The sequence below is a fragment of the Geodermatophilus sp. SYSU D00815 genome, assembly GCF_054050035.1.
The window spans coordinates 90,864-108,187 of sequence record NZ_JBJGYO010000013.1 but is presented as its reverse complement, the minus strand read 5'-3'; the positions used below and the strand labels follow the sequence as shown (position 1 = coordinate 108,187).

General features: G+C 76.5%; 18 protein-coding genes. 12 read left to right on the top strand and 6 right to left on the bottom strand.

Annotated features, from left to right (window positions below):
• Window positions 1-21 precede the first annotated feature (21 nt).
• The 4 genes from ACI78S_RS15745 to ACI78S_RS15730 all read left to right on the top strand — a co-directional run bounded on the left by ACI78S_RS15745 (window position 22) and on the right by ACI78S_RS15730 (window position 3,211).
• The gene (locus ACI78S_RS15745) at window positions 22-1,266 is read left to right on the top strand and encodes a S8 family peptidase (protein ID WP_456974933.1); all 1,245 of its coding nucleotides are present in this window, start codon (window positions 22-24) and stop codon (window positions 1,264-1,266) included.
• A gap of 53 nt (window positions 1,267-1,319) precedes the next feature.
• Window positions 1,320-1,910, top strand: a complete 591-nt coding sequence (locus ACI78S_RS15740; protein WP_456974931.1) for an RNA polymerase sigma factor — start codon at window positions 1,320-1,322, stop codon at window positions 1,908-1,910.
• Window positions 1,907-2,365: a hypothetical protein gene (locus ACI78S_RS15735; RefSeq protein WP_456974929.1), complete on the top strand. Its 459-nt coding sequence runs from the start codon at window positions 1,907-1,909 to the stop codon at window positions 2,363-2,365. The genes ACI78S_RS15740 and ACI78S_RS15735 overlap by 4 nt, the downstream gene beginning before the upstream one ends.
• A gap of 162 nt (window positions 2,366-2,527) precedes the next feature.
• The gene (locus ACI78S_RS15730; RefSeq protein WP_456974927.1) at window positions 2,528-3,211 is read left to right on the top strand and encodes a GNAT family N-acetyltransferase; all 684 of its coding nucleotides are present in this window, start codon (window positions 2,528-2,530) and stop codon (window positions 3,209-3,211) included.
• Here ACI78S_RS15730 and arfB read toward each other — a convergent pair.
• Together arfB and yidD are read right to left on the bottom strand one after the other, a co-directional pair.
• Window positions 3,183-3,623: an alternative ribosome rescue aminoacyl-tRNA hydrolase ArfB gene (gene arfB / locus ACI78S_RS15725; protein WP_456974925.1), complete on the bottom strand. Its 441-nt coding sequence runs from the start codon at window positions 3,621-3,623 to the stop codon at window positions 3,183-3,185. The genes ACI78S_RS15730 and arfB overlap by 29 nt on opposite strands.
• 34 nt (window positions 3,624-3,657) lie before the next feature.
• On the bottom strand, window positions 3,658-4,155 hold the full coding sequence (gene yidD / locus ACI78S_RS15720; protein WP_456974923.1) for a membrane protein insertion efficiency factor YidD: 498 nt from the start codon (window positions 4,153-4,155) through the stop codon (window positions 3,658-3,660).
• 57 nt (window positions 4,156-4,212) lie between these two features.
• On the opposite strand from yidD, the gene mmuM reads away from it, so the two are divergent.
• Together mmuM and ACI78S_RS15710 are read left to right on the top strand one after the other, a co-directional pair.
• Window positions 4,213-5,118 (top strand): homocysteine S-methyltransferase, encoded by a 906-nt coding sequence (gene mmuM, locus ACI78S_RS15715; protein ID WP_456974921.1) that lies wholly within the window; start codon window positions 4,213-4,215, stop codon window positions 5,116-5,118.
• Window positions 5,119-5,205: 87 nt separating this feature from the next.
• Window positions 5,206-5,919 carry a hypothetical protein gene (locus ACI78S_RS15710; protein WP_456974919.1) on the top strand — a complete coding sequence of 238 codons (714 nt, stop codon included), beginning with the start codon at window positions 5,206-5,208 and terminating at the stop codon, window positions 5,917-5,919.
• Between the two features lie 48 nt (window positions 5,920-5,967).
• Here ACI78S_RS15710 and ACI78S_RS15705 read toward each other — a convergent pair whose 3' ends face one another.
• On the bottom strand, window positions 5,968-6,825 hold the full coding sequence (locus tag ACI78S_RS15705; RefSeq protein ID WP_456974917.1) for an SDR family oxidoreductase: 858 nt from the start codon (window positions 6,823-6,825) through the stop codon (window positions 5,968-5,970).
• A gap of 456 nt (window positions 6,826-7,281) precedes the next feature.
• Here ACI78S_RS15705 and ACI78S_RS15700 point away from each other — a divergent pair, with 456 nt between their 5' ends.
• The 3 genes from ACI78S_RS15700 to ACI78S_RS15690 all read left to right on the top strand — a co-directional run bounded on the left by ACI78S_RS15700 (window position 7,282) and on the right by ACI78S_RS15690 (window position 12,277).
• Complete coding sequence (locus tag ACI78S_RS15700) at window positions 7,282-9,957, top strand: DEAD/DEAH box helicase (protein ID WP_456974915.1); 2,676 nt, start codon at window positions 7,282-7,284, stop codon at window positions 9,955-9,957.
• A gap of 12 nt (window positions 9,958-9,969) precedes the next feature.
• Window positions 9,970-10,716, top strand: a complete 747-nt coding sequence (locus tag ACI78S_RS15695; protein ID WP_456974913.1) for an ANTAR domain-containing protein — start codon at window positions 9,970-9,972, stop codon at window positions 10,714-10,716.
• A 136-nt stretch (window positions 10,717-10,852) separates the two neighbouring features.
• Window positions 10,853-12,277: a M1 family aminopeptidase gene (locus ACI78S_RS15690; RefSeq protein ID WP_456974911.1), complete on the top strand. Its 1,425-nt coding sequence runs from the start codon at window positions 10,853-10,855 to the stop codon at window positions 12,275-12,277.
• On the opposite strand, the gene ACI78S_RS15685 is transcribed toward ACI78S_RS15690, so the two are convergent.
• Window positions 12,278-12,562, bottom strand: a complete 285-nt coding sequence (locus ACI78S_RS15685) for a hypothetical protein (RefSeq protein WP_456974909.1) — start codon at window positions 12,560-12,562, stop codon at window positions 12,278-12,280.
• Window positions 12,563-12,622: 60 nt separating this feature from the next.
• On the opposite strand from ACI78S_RS15685, the gene ACI78S_RS15680 reads away from it, so the two are divergent.
• Window positions 12,623-13,396, top strand: coding sequence for a sulfite exporter TauE/SafE family protein (locus tag ACI78S_RS15680; protein ID WP_456974907.1), 774 nt, complete (start codon window positions 12,623-12,625; stop codon window positions 13,394-13,396).
• Window positions 13,393-14,160 (top strand): sulfite exporter TauE/SafE family protein, encoded by a 768-nt coding sequence (locus tag ACI78S_RS15675; RefSeq protein ID WP_456974905.1) that lies wholly within the window; start codon window positions 13,393-13,395, stop codon window positions 14,158-14,160. The genes ACI78S_RS15680 and ACI78S_RS15675 overlap by 4 nt, the downstream gene beginning before the upstream one ends.
• A gap of 31 nt (window positions 14,161-14,191) precedes the next feature.
• Here ACI78S_RS15675 and ACI78S_RS15670 read toward each other — a convergent pair whose 3' ends face one another.
• Together ACI78S_RS15670 and ACI78S_RS15665 are read right to left on the bottom strand one after the other, a co-directional pair.
• Window positions 14,192-14,731, bottom strand: coding sequence for a hypothetical protein (locus ACI78S_RS15670; protein ID WP_456974903.1), 540 nt, complete (start codon window positions 14,729-14,731; stop codon window positions 14,192-14,194).
• A gap of 72 nt (window positions 14,732-14,803) precedes the next feature.
• Complete coding sequence (locus ACI78S_RS15665; protein WP_456974901.1) at window positions 14,804-15,526, bottom strand: HNH endonuclease family protein; 723 nt, start codon at window positions 15,524-15,526, stop codon at window positions 14,804-14,806.
• 343 nt (window positions 15,527-15,869) lie between these two features.
• Between ACI78S_RS15665 and ACI78S_RS15660 the strand changes: the two genes are divergently transcribed.
• Entirely contained in the window at window positions 15,870-17,312 is a 1,443-nt protein-coding gene (locus tag ACI78S_RS15660) for an aspartate aminotransferase family protein (RefSeq protein WP_456974899.1), read from the top strand.
• The last annotated feature ends 12 nt before the right edge of the window (window positions 17,313-17,324 follow it).

Here is a 17,324-nt window from a genome sequence, read left to right as displayed (position 1 = left end):
CGAGCAGACTGGAGAACACCGATGGGCGCGAACGCGCACGACCGGCACGTCGTCGTGGCCGACGAGCACCTGGGCATGGTGCTGGACCTGCTGGGCCGCGGGGCGACGCCGGAGGACACCGACCCGCGCCTCGGGCTCACGCTGGTGGAGCTCGCCGACGTCCGGGGCATGGCGCAGCGCCTGGAGGCGGCACGGGAGCAGCAGGACGGCGCCCGCGAGCCGGGCCGCACCGCCGGGCCCCTCGACCGCGTGCTGGCGAACGTCCGGGCGATCACCGAGGCCCGCTACGCCGGCTGGTCGCCCACGATGGGCAAGAACCGCGTGCTCACCGGCGTCCAGTTCAAGCCGTACACCAACGCCGGGGGCTTCACGAGGCCGACGCGGGCCGAGCAGGTGCCCGGCGAGTACCCGGTCGCCCCCCGCAGCCGCCGCCGGGTGCGGGTCGGCATCCTCGACACCCGGCTCGAGCCGCACTCGCGCCTCGCCGGCCGCTTCCTGGCCGACCCCGACGCGCTGGCCCGGCCCCGCCCCGGCCAGCAGCGGCTGTGGTGGGAGGGCCACGCGACCTTCATCGCCGGGATCGTGCTGGGCCTGGCGCCCACGGCCGACCTCGACGTCCGGACGGCGCTGCTGCCCGGGGCCGAGCCGACCGACGGCTGGACCATGCCGCTGTGGACCCTGGCCCAGCGGCTCGCCGACTACCGCGACTCCGGCGTCCAGGTGCTCAACCTGTCCCTGGGCTGCTCGACCGCCGACGGCCGGCCGCCGATGGTGCTGGAACGGGCCGTCGCCCAGCTGACCCCCGCCATGGCGGTGGTCGCCGCCGCCGGCAACCACGGCACCGACGCCCTCGGCGACGACGAGCGGGAGGACCAGGGCATGCCCCGCCGCGCGGCGCCGCTGTTCCCCGCGGCGCTGGACGGCGTCCTCGCGGTCGGGGCGGTCGACGCCTCGGGCCGCCCCGCGTCGTTCAACCCGGTCGACGGCACCGACCCGACCAGGCCCGCCCCCTGGATCGACGTCCTCGCCCCGGGCGTGGAGGTGGTGAGCGCCTACCTCGACGAGCTCGGCGACCAGAAGGTGCTCGTGCCGCGCGACGGCAGCCCGCCGGCCTACGACACCGTGCCGTTCGGCGGCTGGGCGAGCTGGTCGGGCACCTCGTTCGCCGCCGCCCACGTGACCGGCATGGTCGCCGCCCGCATCGCCGAGGGCCGCACGCCCCAGGAGGCTGTCCAGGCCGTCCGGCAAGATCTGCCGCGACCGTGACGGCGGCGGGCACCGGGCGCACCGCCGTCGGCGGGAGCGCGCCGGGAGGGGCCATGGGGGACGACACACCGATCGGCGACCTGTTCCTGAGCGCGCGCTTCGGCGAGCGGCTGGCCTGGGACGCGCTGGTGGAGCGGCTGGCGCCGCTGCTGTGGTCGATCTGCCGGCGCTACCGGCTGCCCGACGCCGACGCCGACGACGTCGCCCAGAGCGTGTGGCTGAAGCTGCTCGAGCGGCTGACCACCATCAACGACCCCGCCGCGCTGCCCGGCTGGCTGGCCACGACCACCGAGCGGGAGTGCCTGCGGGTGCGCGAGCTCGGCCGGCGGCGGTTGGACCGCGAGCAGGCGATCGAGGACGACGTCCCGGCCGACCCGGGCCCGGCGTCCGCCGAGCGCCTGGTCGAGGACGCTGAGCGCAACGCGGCGATCCGGGCCGGGTTCGCGCTGCTCTCCCCCCGCTGCCAGGAGCTGCTGAAGCTGCTGCTGCACGACCCACCGCTGTCCTACGTCGAGATCGGCCGGCGGCTGGACACGCCGGTCGGCGGGCTCGGGCCCACGCGGGCCCGCTGCCTGGACAAGCTGCGCCGCAGCGACCCCGTGACCGCCCTGCTCTCCCCCGGACCCGACGGGGACCGGAGGTGAGCGACGTGCCCGCCGAGCGGCCGGCCGACGAGGACCTGCTGCGCGCGCTGGGCGAGGCGCTGCGCGAGGCGGACGCCGTCCCCCCGCGGATCACCGAGACCGGCAAGGCGCTGTTCGGGCTGTACACCCTCGACGCCGACCTCGCCGCGCTGGCGTCGGACGCCGCGGCGCCGGCCGGCGTGCGCGCCGCCCCCGCGGGGACCCGCGAGCTGGACTTCACCACCGGCGGGCTCACCCTGCACGTGGAGGTCAGCGGGCGCGGCGTCTCGGGTCAGGTGGTGCCGCCCCAGGCCGGCGAGGTGGACCTGCAGACGGCCGACGGCCGACCGCGGCGGGTCCCGGTCGACGAGCTGGGCTGGTTCACCGTCGCGCCGCCGCCGCGGGAGGAGTTCCGGCTGCTGTTCCTCGGCAGCGGCGGCGCCCGCGCGCTGACCGGTTGGATCGCCGTCGGCTGACACCCGGGCCCCGTCCCGGCGGCGGGGGCAGGGCCGTCGGGACGGGGACCGCGGTGCGGCCTCCCCGTGGGCGCCCGCACCGCCGGCGGGGTGGGGGCCGGGGCGGTCACCCGGGAGGAGGCGCGGGCCGGCCGGCAGATACGTCCGTGGTCGAATGGACCGGTGAGCGACCGGCGCCCCACCGTCCGCCGGATCGAGGACCCGCCCCCGCCCCCGCCGCCACCGGTGCGCCCGGCGGAGCTGCGGGACGTCCCGCGGATCGCCGCGACGATGACGCTCGCGCTCGGCGACTCGCGCTGGGTGCGCTGGGCGCTGCCGGCCGACGGGCGCGTGCAGCGGCTGACCCGCCTGCACGAGCTGTCGGCCGGGCACCGCGCCGTCTCCACCGGGACCGCGTGGGTGACCGACGACGTCACCGGCGTCGCCGCGTGGGTGCCGCCGCCCGGCGTGCCGGGCAGCCGCCCGCTGCCGGACGACGTCCGCGCGGCGCTGGCGCGCGAGCTGCCGTTCCTGCACGCGGAGCGCTGGCCGGTGGTGGCGGCCACCCGTGACCTGATCGCCGGCACCGGCCCCGCGGGCCCGCGCTGGGAACTGGCGCACCTGGGCGTGCGGCCGACCGCCCGCCGGCAGGGGGCGGCGACGGCGCTGCTGGAGGCCGGGCTGGCGCAGGTCGACGCGAGCGCGCTGCCCGCCGTGGCGGCCGTGACCGCCTGGGCCGACGCGGCGTTCCTGCGCCGGTTCGGCTTCACCGTGGCCGAGGCGACCCGGACGACCGACGACGAGCTGCCGCTGTGGGTGCTGGTGCGCGAGCCCGGCGTCAGTCCCAGCGGCGACGCGAGCGCTTGAGCTCCCCGCGCGCCTTCTTCGCCTGCAGCCGCCGCTCCTGACCGGCCCGGGTCGGCCGGGTGCGGCGCCGGGGCGGTGGCGGCGGTGCGAGCGCGGCGCGCAGCACGGCCGCCAGCCGGTCGCGCGCCGCCTGGCGGTTGCGCAGCTGCTGGCGGTGCTCGGCGGCGACGATGGTGAGGACGCCGTCGGTGAGCCGGGAGCCCAGCCGCTCGGTCAGCCGCCGCCGCTGCTCGTCGGTGAGCCCGGGCAGGTCGCCGACCGCCACCGACAGCTCCACCCGGGAGTCGGCGGTGTTGACGCCCTGCCCGCCGGGGCCGGACGAGCGGGAGAACCGCCAGGCCAGCGCCGCGGCGGGCACGACGAGGCGGTCGGTGACGGGCAGGTCACCGGAGGCGTCGTCGCTGGCGGGCACGCCGCCCAGTCTCGCCGAGGCGGATCACCGGGGCTCAGCCGGCCGCGGGCACCGGGTCGGGGCCGCCGGCGGCGCCGGGCCGGCAGCGCAGCAGCCGGCGCAGCGTGAGCCAGCCGCCGCGCAGAGCCCCGTGGGTGCTGATCGCCTCGAGCCCGTAGGCCGAGCAGGTCGGCGCGAAGCGGCAGCACGGCGGCCGGCGCGGGCTGATCTCGCGCTGGTAGACGCCGATCGCGGCCACCATGCGGTCGGCTGCCCGGCCGCCCGTGCTCTCGCGCAGCGCCCGGCGCAGCGTGCCCGGCGCCACCAGCAGCGCCTCGGGTCCGCAGCCCAGCAGCTGCGCCACGCAGCAGCCGGTCTGCAGGAACAGCAGGTCGCGCAGGCAGTTGCCGTCGTCGCGACGGCGGTAGCCGTAGCCGGGCGGCGGGCCGTAGCCGCGCCTGCCGTAGCCGTAGCCGGGCGGCGGCCCGTACGGCCGGCCGTACCGCGGCCGGCGCCGACGCGGGCCCGAGCCCCACCCCCACACGAACACCATCCCCCGATCCTCGGTGAGCGGGGCGGCGGCCGCAGGACGGCGCGGAGAATACCGGTCGTGGCACCCCGCACCCCGCTGGCCGACGCGCTCGCCGCCGGGCCCGTCGTCCTGGACGGCGGCCTGGCCACGGAGCTGGAGCGGCGCGGGCACGACCTGTCCGGGGAGCTGTGGTCGGCCCGGCTGCTGCGCGACGCTCCCGCGGCGATCGCCGCCGCCCACGCCGCCTTCGCCGCCGCCGGCGCGCAGGTGGTCACGACGGCGACCTACCAGGCCACCTACGAGGGCTTCGCCCGCGCCGGCCTGGAGCACGCGGACACCGACCGGCTGCTGGCGCGGGCCGTGCGGCTGGCCCGCCGCGCCGCCCCCGACGCCTGGGTGGCGGGCTCGATCGGGCCCTACGGCGCGGTGCTGGCCGACGGGTCCGAGTACACCGGCGCCTACGCCGACGACATGACCGTGGCGCAGCTGCGCCGCTTCCACCGGCCGCGGATGGAGCTGCTCGCCGGCCTGGTCGACGTGCTGGCCTGCGAGACGGTGCCGGCCGCGGCCGAGGCCGCCGCGGTGCTGGCCGAGGCGGCCGTGCTCGACGTGCCGGTCTGGCTGTCGCTGACCACGGTCGTGGACGACGACGGCGTGGTCCGCACCCGCCGCGGCGAGCCGGCCGCCGACGTCTTCGCGCTGGCGGCGGACACGCCCGGCCTGGTCGCGGTGGGCGTGAACTGCACCGACCCGGCCGGGGTGCTGCCGGCCGTGGACGCCGCCGCGGCGTCGGGCGTGCCGGTCGTCGTCTACCCGAACAGCGGGGAGACCTGGGACGCCGCCGCCCGCCGGTGGACGGGCGAGCCGGCGCGGGCGGCCGACCGGGTGCCCGGGTGGGTGGCCGCCGGGGCGCGGCTGGTCGGCGGCTGCTGCCGGGTCGGCCCCGAGGAGGTCCGGCGGATCGCCGCGGCCCTCCCCCGCTGATCACGGCGGGTGACGCCCCGTCGCCCGGACCGGTGATCGGCGCCGGCACGGCTCGCCCGCCCGGGTACCGCGTGTGACGCTCGGCCGGTGACGACCCGGGGGACCGCGCACCTGCAGCTGGTGACCGACGAGGTCGCCGAGCCGGCGGTGGCGGCGCCCCCGGCGGAGCCGGCGGTGGCGGCGCCCCCGGCGGAGCCGGCCCCGGCGACGGCGCCGACCGCGGGCGTGCTGCGCATCGCCGGCACCACCGTCGCGCTGGCCGTCGTCCTCGGGCTGCTCGGCAGCCAGGGATGGCCGCTGCCGGGGCGGACCGCCGACGGCGTCACCGACGTCCCCCGGTCGCTGGTGCACTTCCTGCTCGTCTGCGCCGCGCTGTGCCTGTGGGCGGCGGGCCGGGTGACCCGCCCGGCCCGCACCTTCCGCTCTCCCACCGACGCGCACGCCTGGTGGGCGGTGGTGTCCGCCGCCGCGGTCGGATCGCTGGCCGCCGCCCTGTCCCTCGCCTCCTGGGGCGGGTTCGGCGCCCACCCGGCCGACCTGCTGGTCCGCTGGACGGTGCCCTTCGTGCCCGCCCTGGTCGGCGGGGTGCTGGCCCGGGGCGACGGCCGGGCGGCGCGCACGCGGGCGGCGCTGGGCACCGGCGTGGTGACGCTGCCGCTGTTCGCCCTCGGCTGGGCCCTGCTCGCGTCCCCGGGCGGCATCGCGCTGCCGGTGTCGGAGGTCGTGTCGACGACGCTGCTGGCCGGGGCGGCGCCGTTCGCGATCGCCGTCGCCCTCGTCACCGCCGAGCGCCGCGCCTAGCGGGGTCCCACGGACGCGGGCGGCGCACCCGTGGGACCCCGCGCCGCGTCAGAGGATCGGGTTGCCGCCGGTGACGGCCACCCGCGCGCCCGAGACGTAGCTGGCCTCGTCACTGGCCAGCAGCACGTAGACCGGCGCCAGCTCGGCGGGCTGTCCGGGGCGGGCCAGCGGCACCTGCTGGCCGAAGCTCTCCACCTTCTCCTCGGGCATGGTGGCCGGGATCAGCGGCGTCCAGATCGGCCCCGGCGCGACGCTGTTGGCCCGGATGCCCTTGTCCGCGTACATCTGCGCCAGGCTCGCGGTGAAGTTGGCGATCCCGGCCTTGGTCATCGCGTACGGCGCGAGGTTCGGGCTCGGCATGTCGGAGTTCACCGACGACGAGTTGATGATCGCGCCGCCCGCGGGCATGTGCGGGACGGCGTCCTTGCAGAGGGTGAACATCGCCGTCAGGTTGAGCGCGACGGTGTGGTCCCACTCCTCGTCGGAGACCTCGTCCAGCGTGTCGTGGCTCATCTGGTAGGCCGCGTTGTTCACCAGGATGTCGACCTTGCCGAAGGCCTCGACGGCCTTGGGGATGATCGTCTTGGCGTGTGCGCGGTCGGCCAGGTCGCCGGCGACGAGGACGCACTTGCGGCCCGCCTCCTCGACGTACCGGGCGGTGTCCTGCGCGTCCTCGTGCTCGTTCAGGTACGAGATCAGGACGTCGGCGCCCTCGCGGGCGAAGGCGATGGCGACCGCGCGGCCGATGCCGCTGTCGCCGCCGGTGATGACCGCGGCCTTGCCGGTGAGCCGGCCGGACCCCCGGTAGCTCTCCTCGCCGTGGTCGGGCTTGGGGTCCATCTCGCCCAGCGTGCCGGGCGGGGTCTGCTGCTGGGCGGGCTGGGACTCGGGGCGGGGTGAGGACACGGATCTCCTCCGGGAGGCTGGTGGGCGGGGTGCCGGTCCGGGCCGCTGCTGACCCGCACCTGCGTCCCCGCCCGCCTACCCGCGCCGCGCCGCCCGGAACCGGATCGGCACGTCGCGGGGGCACGCCCCGACACGGCTCCGGGGCCGAACCCGTGCCCGATGAGTCCGGCAGGACCCCTGGAGCACGGATTCGGCCCCGGAAGCGGGTCGACCGCTCCCTACGCGGCGCGGGAGACCGACGACTCGGCGGGTGCGGCGACCGGCAGCTGCCAGCGCAGCACGAGGCGGCGCCGGCCGGTCTCGTCCACGATCGGCACCCAGCGGCACTCCGGACACTCACTGATGCGCACCGTCGCGCCCCCTTCCGTTCACCTTTTGTTCACCTTCTCTCCACCGGCGGTTCGTCCGACGCCTCGGACGGAGCTTCGTTACCGGATCGTGATCGTCCGGGCGGTCGTGATCCGGGACGAGACCGTGCGCCGATGGGTGGCGCGCGACACCGTCGGCGCGGTGGAGCGCGGTCACCGTGTCGGCCCGGCGGTGGCGGGAAGCGTGGCGGCGTCGGGCACGCTGTTCCCCACGATGACTGCGATCGCCGCCCCGCCCCTGCTCGACGACCCCGCCGACCTCGCGTCGCTGCGGGCCCTCGGCGACGACCCCGACGAGCTGTTCGCCCGTTTCGCCGCGTGGGCCGACGCCGGCGGCACGACGCTCTACCCGGCGCAGGAGGAGGCGCTGATCGAGCTGGTCAGCGGCGCCAACGTGGTGCTGGCCACGCCGACCGGCTCGGGCAAGTCGCTGGTGGCCACCGGCGCGCAGTACGCGGCCCTGGCGGCCGGCCGGCGCAGCTTCTACACCGCGCCGATCAAGGCGCTGGTGAGCGAGAAGTTCTTCGCCCTCTGCGGGGTCTTCGGCGCGGAGAACGTGGGGATGCTCACCGGCGACGCGGCGGTCAACCACGACGCGCCGATCATCGCCTGCACCGCCGAGGTCCTGGCCAACATCGCGCTGCGCGAGGGCCGCGACGCCGGGATCGGCCTCGTCGTCATGGACGAGTTCCACTTCTACGGCGACCCCGACCGCGGCTGGGCCTGGCAGGTGCCGCTGATCGAGCTGCCCGACGCGCAGTTCCTGCTGATGTCGGCCACCCTCGGCGACACCGAGAAGCTCCGCGAGGACCTCACCCGCCGCACCGGCCGGCCGACGGCGCTGGTCGCGCACGCCGAACGCCCCGTGCCGCTGCACCACTACTACGCGACGACGCCGATGCACGAGACGATCGGCGAGCTCCTCGACACGAAGCAGGCGCCGGTCTACGTCGTCCACTTCACCCAGGCCTCGGCGCTCGAGCGGGCGCAGGCGCTGATGAGCGTCAACGTCAGCACCAAGGAGGAGAAGGCCGCGATCGCCGACATGATCGGCGGGTTCCGCTTCTCCTCCGCCTTCGGGACGACGCTGTCGCGGCTGGTGCGCCACGGCATCGGCGTGCACCACGCCGGGATGCTGCCCAAGTACCGGCGGCTCGTGGAGCAGCTGGCCCAGGCCGGCCTGCTCAAGGTCATCTGCGGCACCGACACCCTCGGCGTCGGCATCAACGTGCCCATCCGCACCGTCGTCTTCTCGGCCCTCTCCAAGTACGACGGCACCCGGATGCGGCTGCTCAACGCCCGCGAGTTCCACCAGATCGCCGGGCGGGCCGGCCGGGCCGGGTACGACACCGCGGGCACCGTCGTCGTCCAGGCGCCGGAGCACGAGGTGGAGAACCTCAAGCAGTTCGCCAAGGTCGCCGACGACCCGAAGAAGCGCCGCAAGCTGGTGCGCAAGAAGGCGCCCGAGGGCATGGTGCCGTGGTCGAAGGCGACCATGGAGCGGCTGGTCGAGGCCGAGCCCGAGCAGCTGACCAGCCACTTCCAGGTGACGACCGGGATGATCCTGAACGTCGTCGCCCGGCCCGGCGACCCGGTGGCGGCGCTGCGGCACCTGCTCACCGACAACCACGAGCCGCGCAAGCGGCAGCTCAGGCACATCCGCGAGGCGGTCGGCATCGCCCGCTCGCTGCTGCAGGCCGGGGTCCTGGTCCGGCTCGACGAGCCCGAGCCCGACGGCCGGCGCTACCGGCTCACCGTCGACCTGCCGCCGGACTTCGCCCTCAACCAGGAGCTGTCGACCTTCGCCCTGGCCGCCATCGAGCTGCTCGACCCGGCCTCCGACACGTACGCCCTGGACGTGGTGAGCGTCCTCGAGGCCACCCTCGACGACCCGCGCCAGATCCTCGCCGCGCAGCTGAACAAGGCCAGGGCCGAGGCCGTGGCGCAGATGAAGGCCGAGGGGATCGAGTACGAGGAGCGCATGGAGCTGCTCGAGGAGGTCACCTACCCGCAGCCGCTGGCCGAGCTGCTCGAGCACGCCTTCGCCGTCTACTCGCGGTCCAACCCGTGGGCGCGCGACGCGCACCTGTCGCCGAAGTCCGTCGTCCGCGAGATGTGGGAGCGGGCGATGACCTTCCGCGAGTACGTCTCCACCTACGGGCTGACCCGCTCCGAGGGCGCGGTGCTGCGCTACCTGTCCGACGCGTTCAAGGCGCTGCGCTCGGGCGTCCCGGCCGCCGCGCGCACCGAGGAGGTCACCGACGTCGTCGAGTGGCTCGGCGAGCTGGTCCGCCAGGTGGACTCGTCGCTGCTCGACGAGTGGGAGGCGCTGACCAACCCCGACACCGGCGCGATCGACGAGGTCGCCGTTCCCGCCCGCCCTCGCCCGCTCACCGGCAACGAGCGCGCGTTCACCGCGATGGTCCGCAACGCGCTGTTCCACCGCGTGCAGCTGTGGGCCCGCCGCCGCTGGTACGACCTCGGCGAGCTCGACTCCGCCTCCGGCTGGGACGCCGAGCGCTGGGGCGAGGTGGTGCGGGCCTACTTCGCAGAGCACGACGAGGTGGGCACCGGCGCCGACGCCCGCGGCCCCGGGCTGCTGGTCTGGGACCGGCAGCCGGGCGTGTGGCGGGTGCGGCAGATCATCGACGACCCGGCCGGCGACCACGACTGGGGCTTCGACGTCGAGGTCGACCTCGACGCCTCCGACGAGGAGGGGCACGCGGTGCTCCACCTCGTGGGTGCCGGACGCACGGACGGGTGAGAGGGTGCGGCCGTGACCGCACCCGAGTCGGCAGCCGGACGGTTCGAGCAGGCCGTGCGGCAGGCCCCGCCCCCGCAGCTGGCCGCGCCCGAGCTGCTGCCCGCCCGCCTGGCGCACGCCGTCGCCGCCAGCCTCCCGGTCGACGGCGCCGGGCTCACGCTGCACGTCGACGGCGGGGTGCGCGCCCCCCTGGGCGCCAGCGACCCGGCGACCGCGCACGCCGAGCGGCTGCAGTTCACCTTCGGCGCGGGGCCCTGCCTGCGGGCGTCCGACGACGGCGTCGCCATCGCCTTCGACGAGGAGGACATCCGGCGCAACTGGGCCGAGCTGCACGCGTCGCTGACGACCGAGACGCCGTACCGGGCGGTGCTCTCGGTGCCGCTGCTGCCCCCGCTCGGGCCGCTCGTCGTCCTCGACCTCTACCAGGTCGACCTCGCCGCCATGACCGCGCTGGACCGCCGCGACGTCGAGGAGGTCGCCGCCGGCCTGACGCGGAAGCTCGCCGACGCCCTCCTGGAGCCGCGGGACGCGGGCAGCGCCCCGGGGTGGTGGCGCAGCCCCGACGCCCAGCGCAGGACGACGGTGTGGCAGGCCATGGGCATGGTCACGGTGCTGCGGGAGCTGACCCCCGCCGACGCCCTCGAGGTGCTGCGCGCCCACGCCTTCGCCACCGGCCGGGTGGTGGACGACGTCGCCGCCGACCTGGTGGCGCACCGCCTCGACGTCACCGCGCTCGACGGCGCCCCCGACGGCCGCTGACGGCGGTCCACAGCGACCTCACAGGTGGCCGCACCTGTACGCCGGCGCGACGCGTTCCTAGATTGCGCGGGTAGCGGGCGGTCGAGGGAGATCCGTCGACGGCGGGCCGGCCGGCACCGCGGGTGGGTGGGCGACCATGCGCGGAGCGCGGCACCTCACGGACGCACGCCGCTGGGCGGCCGCGGGCGCGGCCACCGTGGTGCTCGCCGCCTGCACCTCCGCGGAGGAGCGGTCGGCGGGCGAGCCCGCGCCGGCGTGCCCGACCGGCCGCGCCGAGCCCGACCCCGACCGGCCGGTCGTGGAGCTGGAGTTCCGCCTCGACGACGACCTGCGCACGGTGACCGGCACCGAGACGGTGACCTTCACACCCGACCTCGACATCGACGAGATGTGGTTCCGGCTCGTCCCCAACGCGCCGGAGTCCTCCCCCCACCGGCTCAGCGTGGACGAGGTGCGCGGGGAGGACGTCGCCGGCGGCGGCTACGTCTCCGCCGGGGCCGCCGTCGGCAGCCCGGGCGGGCTCTACCGCGTCGACCTGCGCGAGCCGGTGCCGGCCGGCGGCTCTGTGCGGGTGGAGCTGGACTTCACCCTCCGGCTCACCGACCGCCGCACCCCCGTCGGCTTCGACCGGTTCGGCGTCGAGGACGACGTCACCTGGTGGGGCAGCGGCTTCCCCCTGCTGACCTGGGAGTCGGGGTCGGGCTGGGCGCGCGACCCGTTCGTCGAGGTCGCCGGCGAGACCACGGCGGCGGAGGTGGCCGACACGACGATCCGCGTCTCGGTGCCGGAGGACCTCGTCGTGCTGATGTCGGGGGCGCAGGAGGAGCCGCGCCCGGAGCCCGGCGGCCGGCGCGTCTGGGAGTCCCACGACCCGGTGGCCCGCGACGTGAGCGTGGCGGCCGGCGCCTTCGAGACGGCGACCGCCCGGGCGGGCGGCACCGCGATCACCGTGGGCGTCCTCCCCTTCTCCGAGGAGCCGGCCGACGAGCTGGCCGAGGACACGGTGAGGGCGATCGGGTTGCTGGAGGAGCGCTTCGGCGCGTTCCCGTACGACACGCTCACCGTCCCGTACGTGGCCGACGACGAGGGCGGCAACGAGTACTCCTCGACGATCCTCATGGGCGACGACGACTTCGGCCTGCTGCTGCACGAGCTGGGCCACATGTGGTTCTTCGGCATGGTGGGCAACTCGCAGTTCCGCGACCCGTGGCTGGACGAGGCGTTCGCGACCTACGCCGAGGACGTCGGCGACCACGGCACGGACGACGACGACCTGCGCGTCCGCGGCGACGTGGCCGGTGCGATGACCGACTTCGCGGACGACGACGACTACGAGGACCGCGTCTACGGCAAGGGCTCCGCCGCCCTGGCCGCGGCCCGGGAGGCGGCCGGCGAGGAGGCCTTCGACGCGGCCGTGCGCTGCTACGTCGACGAGCAGGCGTGGTCGATCGCCCGGCCCGAGGACGTGGCCCGCGCCCTGGCCGACCTCCCCGAGGCGCTCGACGTGCTCGTCGAGGCCGGCGCCCTCGACGGGGACGACGTCGAGGCCGCGGGCGACTGATCACGCGCGCTCCCGCCCCGCCCGCCCGGCGCGGGCCCCCGGGGCGGGGCCGGCGAGCCCGGCGACCTCCTCGAGCAGGTCCAGCGCCGTCCGGCGCATGCGGCCGTCGCGGTCGAGCGCGGGGTGCCAGGAGGCGAGCGGGGCCGAGACCGCGGGCAGCCGGCCGGCGGCCAGCCGGGCCGCGGCGCCGGCCCGCAGCAGCGCGAGCGGCCCGGCGCCCATCCGGACGTCGCGGGCGCCCGAGTCGTACGGCGCCACCAGCAGCCGGACGGCGGGGGCGCTCACCCCGGCGGTCTGCCGGGCGTGCGGCCGGTCACACGGACGCCTGTGACACCCTCGCAGGCGATGACCGTGTGGGAGATGGTCGCGGTGGCTGCGGCCGGCCTCGCCGCGGGCTCGATCAACGCCGTGGTCGGCTCCGGCACCCTCGTCACCTTCCCGGTGCTGCTGGCGGTGGGCCTGCCGCCGGTGGCGGCCACGGTCTCCAACTCCCTCGGCCTCGTGCCGGGCAACCTCACCGGCGCCATCGGCTACCGGCGCGAGCTGGCCGGGCAGCGCCGGCTGGTCGTGCGCCTGCTGCCCGCCTCGGTGCTCGGCGCGCTCACCGGCGCCTTCCTGCTGCTGCACCTGCCGGCCGAGGCGTTCGAGACGATCGTCCCGGCCCTGGTCGGCCTCGCCGTCGTCCTGGTGGCCACCCAGCCGCTCCTGCAGCGCTGGCTGCGCCGGCGCGGGGGCTCCGCGCCCACCCGGCCGCGCGGCTGGCGGCTGGCCGGGCTGGTCGCCGGCGCGTACGCCACCGGCGCATACGGCGGCTACTTCGCCGCCAGCCAGGGCGTGCTGCAGATCGGCGTCTTCGGCCTCCTGCTGCGGGAGACCCTCCAGCGGATCAACGCGCTCAAGAACGTGCTGACCCTCGGCGTCAACGCCGTCGCCGCGGCGACGTACGTGGTCGTGGCCACCGACCGGGTCGACTGGCGGGCGGCCGGCCTGGTCGCGGCCGGCGCGCTGGTCGGCGGGTACGTCGGCTCCAGCGTGGGACGGCGGCTGCCGCCGGTGGTGCTGCGCACGGCGGTCGTGGTGCTCGGACTGACCGCGATCGGCGTGCTGGTGACCGGGTGAGCGTCCTCGAGTTCGGCCTGCTCGTGCTGGCCGGGGTCGGGGCCGGCCTGGCGGGCAGCATCGCCGGGCTGGCCTCGCTGATCAGCTACCCGTCGCTGCTCGCCGCCGGGCTGCCGCCGGTGACGGCGAACGTCACCAACACCGTGGCGCTGGTGCTCAGCAGCGTCGGGGCGGTGAGCGCGTCGCGGCCGGAGCTGCGGGGGCAGCGGCGGCGGCTGTCGCGGTTCGCCGTCGCGGCGGTGCTGGGCGGCGCCGCCGGCATGGCCCTGCTCCTGCTCACCCCGTCCGAGGCGTTCGAGCGGATCGTGCCGTGGCTGATCGGCGCGGCGTCGGTGCTGCTGCTGGTGCAGAAGCCACCCGGTGAGCTCGCCGCCGAGGCGGCCGGCCACCCCCACCCGCGCGGCGACTCGCCGTGGCTGCTCGCGGGCACGTTCGCCATCGCCATCTACGGCGGCTACTTCGGCGCCGCGGCCGGCGTGCTCATGCTGGCGGCGTACCTGTTCGGCACCGGCGAGCGGCTCCCGGTCGCCAACGCGCTGAAGAACGTCGTCCTCGGCGTGGCCAACGCCACCGCCGCCGTGGGCTACGTGGTGCTCGCCTCGATCGCCTGGTCGGCGGTGCTGCCCCTGGCGATCGGGCTGCTGTGCGGCGGCCTGCTCGGCCCGGCCGTCGTGCGCCGGGCCCCGCAGACGCTGCTGCGCCGCCTGATCGGGGTGGCGGGTCTCGGCCTGGCCGTGGCGCTCGCCGTCCAGGCCTACGGCTGACCCGGACCGGGCCCGCCGCGGGCGGCCGGGATCAGCCGCGCACGACGTAGGCCGCCAGGAAGAGCACAAACCCGCTGACCAGGAGCAGCAGCCGCGCCGGCGTGAGCCCGTTGAGCAGGCCCGCGGCGACCTCGACCGAGGCCGGCCGGACGGCGGCCTCCCGGACCCCGCGGCGCACCAGCCGGACCTCGTCGGCCAGCAGCGGGCCCGACGCGCCGAGCAGGCCCATGCCCACCACGAGCAGGACCAGCGCCAGCCGCTCGCGGAAACCGTCCGCCGTCCCGGAGAGCAGCAGCACGGCGAGCAGCCCGAGGGCCGTGCCCAGCAGGGCACCGGCCACCGGCGCCCACGGGCCCATCCGGGTCACCGGGCCGCGGCCGCGCACCCGCACCGCCGGCCGGGACGCGGCCGCCGGCGGCGGCGCGGACCCGGCGGCCGGCGGCGGCGCGGAGCCGGGAGCCGGCGGCGTCTCGGGCGCGGCGAAGGCGACCCCTTCGATCGGGTGGGTGCCGGGGTCGGGCTCGGCGCCGCCCGGCTGCCCCGCGGGCGGGGGCACGTCGGATCCAGTCATTCCTCACCTCACCCGTCACGCTAGGCCCACCCGCCCCGCGGTCCCGGGAACCGCGCCCGGCGATCCGCGCCTTCAGCAGGTGGCCAGCAGCTCGCGCAGGGCGGCGGCCTCCTCCGCGGTCACCGACAGCTCGTAGCGCTGCTTCACGGTGACGACCACGGACGCGTACTCGCAGCCGTACGCGGGGTCCGGCGGCACCCACTCCTCGGCGGTGGAGTCGCCCTTGGCCGAGTTCTGCGCCCGCGTCGTGGCCAGCAGGTTGCCCAGGTCGTTGGCGAAGGCCTCGCGCTCGCCGTCGGTCCAGCCGGCCGCCCCCTGCGTCCACGCGGCGGCCAGCGGGACGACGTGGTCGACCGGGACCTCGCTCGCGTCGTCCTTGCGGAACTCGACGACCTCGCCGGTGTAGGGGTCGACGAACACGCCGGCGACGACGGTGCAGCCACCGGTGCCCTCGCGCACCTCCACCCCGGTCAGGTCGCGGTGCAGGACGTCGTTGCGCTGGTCGCAGCCGTTGCGGTCGACGTCGGACCAGGCGGGGCCGAACACGCAGCCCGCACCCTCGCCGCAGTCGCGCTCGTACCCGGCCAGCGTGCCCTTGGCGGCCACCGGCAGGGCCTCGAGCGCCGCGGCCGCGGCGCCGGGGTCCAGGGTGCCGGCCGGCACCGCGGCGTCGCGGCCCGGCGGGTTGTAGGACGTGGGGTCCGACCGGTCCGAGCTCAGGTAGACCGCCAGCACCAGCAGCGCCACCACCAGGACGCCCAGCCCGGACAGCCGACCGCTCCGCCTCCGGCTCATCGCCGTTCCCCCCTCGCTCCCCCTGGACGGTACGAGCGCGAGCCGACGATCCGCGGGAACCGGCGGGGTGCGTTCCGCGACACCCCCGATGCGTGCGGTGACGACACCGGGATGTCCTCGAATCGTCACGGAGCCGGGTGAACCGGAACGAGATCGCCCCCGTGGTTCCCGTCATGGGGGGAGCGGCGCTGCCCGGATCCGACTCCGAGGCAGCATGCCGCCAGTACCGGTACCGGAACGTACCGGATCGCTCCCCTCGTCCCGGTGGACGGTGCCGCCCCGGCCGGTGCGGCCGCCCACGTCTGTCCGTGCAACGACGCCCTGAGCAGACGGGATCTGCCCGATGACCACCATCTCCGCCCAGCCGCACGTCCACTCCGCCTCGGATCGACCGCCGATGCCCACCCGGCCGCGCGTCGTCGGCGACCTGCCGGGGCCCCGCTCGCGGGAGCTGCTCGCCCACCAGCAGCGCTGGGAGTCCAGCGCGCGGACCTACCCGCGGCACCTGCCCATCGCGATCGAGGAGGCCGAGGGCAGCTTCGTCCGCGACGTCGACGGCAACGTGTTCATCGACTTCCTCACCGGCGCCGGCGTGCTCTCGCTGGGCCACAACCACCCCGATCTCGTCCGGGCGGCCGCCGACCAGCTCACCCGGCACTGCCACGGCCTGGACTTCCCGACGCCGGCCAAGGACGCCTTCGTGCAGGCCCAGCTGTCGATGCTGCCGCTGGGCATGCGCGACCGGATGCGCATCCACTTCTGCGGCCCGACCGGCGCGAACGCCGTCGACGCGGCGCTGAAGCTGTGCAAGACCGCCACCGGCCGCGGCGACGTGGTCTCCTTCCAGGGCGGCTTCCACGGCAGCAGCCACGCGGCGATGGCGGTGACCGGCCTGGTCGAGCAGAAGAGCCCGGTGCCGAACGGGATGCCCGGCGTGCACTTCTTCCCGTTCTCCTACTGCAGCCGCTGCCCGCTGGACCTCACCCCCGAGCACTGCACCACGAACTGCGTGGCCTACCTGGAGCGGTCGCTGACCGACAGCAACGGCGGCGTGCCGCTGCCAGGGGCGGTGCTGCTCGAGCTGGTCCAGGGCGAGGGCGGCGTGATCCCGGCGACGGTGGAGTTCGCCCAGCGGGTGCGCGCCCTCACGCGGGAGCTCGGCATCCCGCTCGTCGTCGACGAGGTGCAGACCGGCTGCGGCCGCACGGGTACCTGGTTCGCCTTCGAGCAGTACGGCATCGAGCCCGACGTCATCGTGGCCTCGAAGGCCCTCAGCGGCATCGGCCAGCCCGTCGCGATCATCATCTACGACGAGAAGCTGGACACGTGGGCGCCCGGCGCGCACACCGGCACCTTCCGCGGCAACCAGCTGGCCTTCGCGGCCGGCGCCGAGGCGGTCCGGGTGGTCCGCCGGGAGCGGATCCTCGACAACGTCCGGGCCCGCGGGCACCAGATCGACGAGCTGCTCGCGCCGCTGCAGGACCTGCCGTGGGTGCGCGAGGTCCGGGGCACGGGGCTGATGTGGGGGGTGGAGCTCGCCGACCCGGTCACCGGGCTCCCGGCCGGCGCGCTGGCCCGCGGCGTGCAGTCCCGCGCGCTGCGCCGCGGGCTGATCCTGGAGTGCGGGGGCCGCGACGACTGCGTCGTGCGCATGCTGCCCCCGCTGAACGTCTCCGCGGAGGTCGTCGCCCTCGCCTGCGAGATCCTCGTCGACTGCATCACCGCCGCCGACCCGGCGGTCCCGCCCCCGTCGACCGTCCCCCTCGAGCGGCCGCTGCCGGCCTGACCGCGGGCGCCG

Bases quoted from the DNA above. Each gene is read 5' to 3' on its own strand.
- ACI78S_RS15690 (WP_456974911.1), top strand. From the start codon at position 10,853: ATGCGCGGAGCGCGGCACCTCACGGACGCACGCCGCTGGGCGGCCGCG.
- yidD (WP_456974923.1), bottom strand. From the start codon at position 4,155: ATGGTGTTCGTGTGGGGGTGGGGCTCGGGCCCGCGTCGGCGCCGGCCG.
- ACI78S_RS15680 (WP_456974907.1), top strand. From the start codon at position 12,623: ATGACCGTGTGGGAGATGGTCGCGGTGGCTGCGGCCGGCCTCGCCGCG.
- ACI78S_RS15670 (WP_456974903.1), bottom strand. From the start codon at position 14,731: ATGACTGGATCCGACGTGCCCCCGCCCGCGGGGCAGCCGGGCGGCGCC.
- ACI78S_RS15660 (WP_456974899.1), top strand. From the start codon at position 15,870: ATGACCACCATCTCCGCCCAGCCGCACGTCCACTCCGCCTCGGATCGA.
- ACI78S_RS15745 (WP_456974933.1), top strand. From the start codon at position 22: ATGGGCGCGAACGCGCACGACCGGCACGTCGTCGTGGCCGACGAGCAC.
- ACI78S_RS15665 (WP_456974901.1), bottom strand. From the start codon at position 15,526: ATGAGCCGGAGGCGGAGCGGTCGGCTGTCCGGGCTGGGCGTCCTGGTG.
- ACI78S_RS15740 (WP_456974931.1), top strand. From the start codon at position 1,320: ATGGGGGACGACACACCGATCGGCGACCTGTTCCTGAGCGCGCGCTTC.